This window comes from Nitratidesulfovibrio liaohensis (genome assembly GCF_011682075.1).
Taxonomy (GTDB): domain Bacteria; phylum Desulfobacterota; class Desulfovibrionia; order Desulfovibrionales; family Desulfovibrionaceae; genus Cupidesulfovibrio; species Cupidesulfovibrio liaohensis.
Genome location: NZ_VSMK01000338.1, coordinates 1 through 3,054, shown reverse-complemented (window position 1 = coordinate 3,054; position 3,054 = coordinate 1). Strand labels below are relative to the sequence as shown.

Annotated in this window: 3 protein-coding genes and 1 pseudogene; 1 reads left to right on the top strand and 3 read right to left on the bottom strand. The window is 65.3% G+C overall.

Annotated features, from left to right (window positions below; genetic code table 11):
• Window positions 1–236: pseudogene (locus tag FVW27_RS11775) on the top strand (FAD-binding protein); the annotation flags it as partial.
• Between the two features lie 222 nt (window positions 237–458).
• On the opposite strand, the gene pal reads toward FVW27_RS11775, so the two are convergent.
• From pal to FVW27_RS11760, 3 genes are all read right to left on the bottom strand, one after another.
• Window positions 459–971 carry a peptidoglycan-associated lipoprotein Pal gene (gene pal, locus FVW27_RS11770; protein ID WP_035068045.1) on the bottom strand — a complete coding sequence of 171 codons (513 nt, stop codon included), beginning with the start codon at window positions 969–971 and terminating at the stop codon, window positions 459–461.
• A 341-nt stretch (window positions 972–1,312) separates the two neighbouring features.
• Window positions 1,313–2,653, bottom strand: a complete 1,341-nt coding sequence (tolB, locus tag FVW27_RS11765) for a Tol-Pal system beta propeller repeat protein TolB (RefSeq protein ID WP_167125373.1) — start codon at window positions 2,651–2,653, stop codon at window positions 1,313–1,315.
• The coding region (locus FVW27_RS11760; protein ID WP_167125371.1) for an energy transducer TonB at window positions 2,650–3,054 on the bottom strand (405 nt) is incomplete at its 5' end. The genes FVW27_RS11760 and tolB, both read right to left, overlap by 4 nt.

The following is a 3,054-nucleotide window of genomic DNA, read 5'->3' as shown; positions in this document are numbered from 1 at the left end:
GCCTGCCCGGCGAGGCGCTGCAAGCGGCGCGCCCCGGCGCCGTGGAGCCTGCCGGTGCCGAGCGGCAGCGGCAGGAACTGGAGCTGTTCGCGGAGCGGCTGAAGGCGCTGTTGCTGCTACCTGCCGTGGATCTGCTGGACCGCGCCCGCGTCCTCTCCTGCCTGACTGTGGCCGAACATCGTCTACGCCGCCTGCGTGCTGAGTGCGAGGCCGTTGCCCTGACTCCTGCGCTCTGACCGCATCCGCACGGAGGTCGTTCCGCCGCATTCGGAACGCTAGTCGGCCGTTCCCCGGGAAAAGGGCAGGCCCGTGAGGCCTCGGCGGGGTATCTGCCAGGATGTCGGGGGGAGATTGGTGCGCTGCCGCGCATGGTGCGGTAACGCACGATTGTGCGTCGTAAAAAAAGGAAGGCCGCCCCCGCGAACGGGAGCGGCCTTGAAACCAGTCGGAACCAAAACTTACTTGATGATCTTGAACTCGCCGCGGCGGTTCTTGGACCAAGCAGCTTCGGTGTGACCTTCCACGGCGGGACGTTCTTCGCCGTAGCTGATCATTTCCAGCTGACCGGCGTTCACGCCGGACATCACCAGGTACTCGTAGGCGGCGCGAGCGCGACGTTCGCCGAGGGCCAGGTTGTATTCCTGGGTACCACGTTCGTCGCAGTGGCCTTCCACCAGCACGCGGATCGAGGGGAACTTCTTCAGCACGTCGGCCTTCTGCTTCAGGACTTCCTTGGATTCGGCCTTCAGGTCGAACTTGTCGAAGTCGAAGTAGACTTTGGCGTCGGTGATGATCTGCTGGGCCCGGGCAAGGGCTTCCAGCTGAGCACGACGGGCCGAATCGTCTTCGGCGGCCATGGGGGCGCCGGCGGATTCGGGGGTGGCGGCGACCTGCTTCTTGGCGCAGCCAAAGCCGGTGGCGAGGACAAGGGCCAGAGTCAGGACAAGCCCAAAGCGCTTTGCGGTGTTCATGTGATTCCTCCTAGACAGCTCTTCGCTCCAATAGAATTATGCAGAGAACGGTTCCTTTCCTTTATCCCTTTCCGTCGGCTTCGGCCGCAACCCTAACACCCCCGGAATGGGACAGCAGTAATGGTATCTCTACGCCGTTTTTTGTCAAGATGGGGGATTGCGGTATCTCCACTTTCCCCCACGATTTTTTTCGGTTTTGGCCGCCCAGGCGGGGAGGTTGTCCCCTTCCTGACGTTCCACGGTGGCCTGTGTGGGCAGAACTCGTGAAACTTCACCCGTCCGGGCGGTGGATTCTTCCGCGTGCGGGGGCCCCCTGTCGGCGGTGCGCCCGCATCGTGCACCTAATCGGGGATCATGCCCCAATCCGGGAACGAGGCGTCGCCCGCGCCCGTGGGTACCCGTTTGGCGTCGCCACCGTGACGGGTGATCAGGTAGATCTGCTTGGCGCCGCTGCGGGTGGAGGTGAACGCCAGAAAGTAGCTGTCGGGCGCGAAGGACGGCGTTTCGTCGGTACCGGGGCCGAAGGTGACCTGCCGTTCCGACTGGGTGACCATGTCGTACACGAAGATGCGGTGGCCAAAGTCGGTCATGCGGGCAAAGGCGACCAGCGTGCCGTCGGGGCTGATGGACGGAGCGGTGTTGTAGTTGCCGCTGCGGCTGATGCGCGTCACCTGGCCGGTGGTCAGGTCCTTCAGGAATATCTGCGGGCCGCCCAGGCGGCTGGAGCAGAAGGCCATCTTGGTGCCGGTGGCGTCGAACGAGGGCGAAACGTCGATGGAGGCGCTGTCCTCCAGGGCGCGTTCCTTCTGGAACACGTGGTTCAGCAGGAAGATGCCGGGGTTCTTGCCGGTGGAAAGGCTGACCGCCACCTTGTTGTCGGGCATGAAGGTGGGCCCGATGACGGTGTTGCCCGGAAACTTGATGCGCTGGGTCTGGCGGGTCAGGCGGTCCCACACGCCAAGGGCGTGGGTGCGGTCATCCATGTGGCTGAACACGATGAACCGCGCGTCGGGCGACCACGACGGGGACAGGGCTTCGCCCGGCAGGTTGGTGATCTGGCGCAGGTCGCGGCCGGTGGGCTTGCTGAGCCACACGTCCTTCTTGTTCTTGCCGCCCGATTTCACGAAGGCCAGGGTGGACTTGAAGAACTCGCCCCGGCCCGTCAGGGCCTTCATGAGGTCGGAGCAGAACCGGTCGGCCACGTCGGGCAGCTGGGTTTCCTGGATGTCGTAGTAGCCCTTGCCGAACACCAGCTTGCCCGAATACGCCTCGTACACGCGCAGTTCCACAAAGGGCTTGCCGGGGGCGTCGCCCTGGGGCCAGCCCGCCGTGACCACAAGGTCGGTGCCCGCGATCTGGAAGCGCTTGAAGTCGATGTCCGGGGCCTTGTAGCTCTGCAGCACCGAACCGCCCAGGATGGCCTTGGGGTCGGTCAGGCGCAGGAACGGCAGAAAGCTCAGGTTCTCGCGGATGATTTCGTTCAGCTTCACGCCCTGCCCGGTCACCGGAGTGCCGGGGGTGGGGCCCAGCGGATCGGCAAGGGCAAGGTTCAGGCTGCCCTGGCCGGGGCCGTAGATGTCGATCTGCACGGGGCCGGCCGCAAGGGCCGGGGCCGCCAGCGCGCAACACGCGATGAGGCACACTGCCGCCAGGAGGCGGTGGAAGGCACGATGCTGTCTCATCTCTTTCCGATCATTTCCTGAAGGTTGAAGTTGAGCACCAGGTCCTGGAATTCTGCGCTGGGCGGCGGCGGCAGCATGCCGGTCTTGCCCAGCGCCTTCAGGGTCGACGAGTCGAAGTCGGCCCGGCCCGAGGACTGCTCCACGCTGAAATCCTGTATCTGGCCGTTGGGAGCCACCTTCACCCGCACTCGCACCATGAGGTTCTCGCGGTTGGCGAGGGCCGGGAATTCCCAGTGGCTGCGCACGATCTGCATGACCTGCATGGTGTAGACCCCGGCAATGCCGACACCGCCGGAGCCTTCGCCCCCGCTGCCGTCACCGCCGCCAGCCGCGCCGCCGCCTCCACCGCCCTTGACGGTGGCCTGCAAGGCGGACAGGGCGTTGGCCACGTCCTTGGCGCC

Excerpts from the sequence above, each read along its gene's own strand:
- pal (WP_035068045.1), bottom strand. The coding sequence starts at position 971 with ATGAACACCGCAAAGCGCTTTGGGCTTGTCCTGACTCTGGCCCTTGTC.
- tolB (WP_167125373.1), bottom strand. The coding sequence starts at position 2,653 with ATGAGACAGCATCGTGCCTTCCACCGCCTCCTGGCGGCAGTGTGCCTC.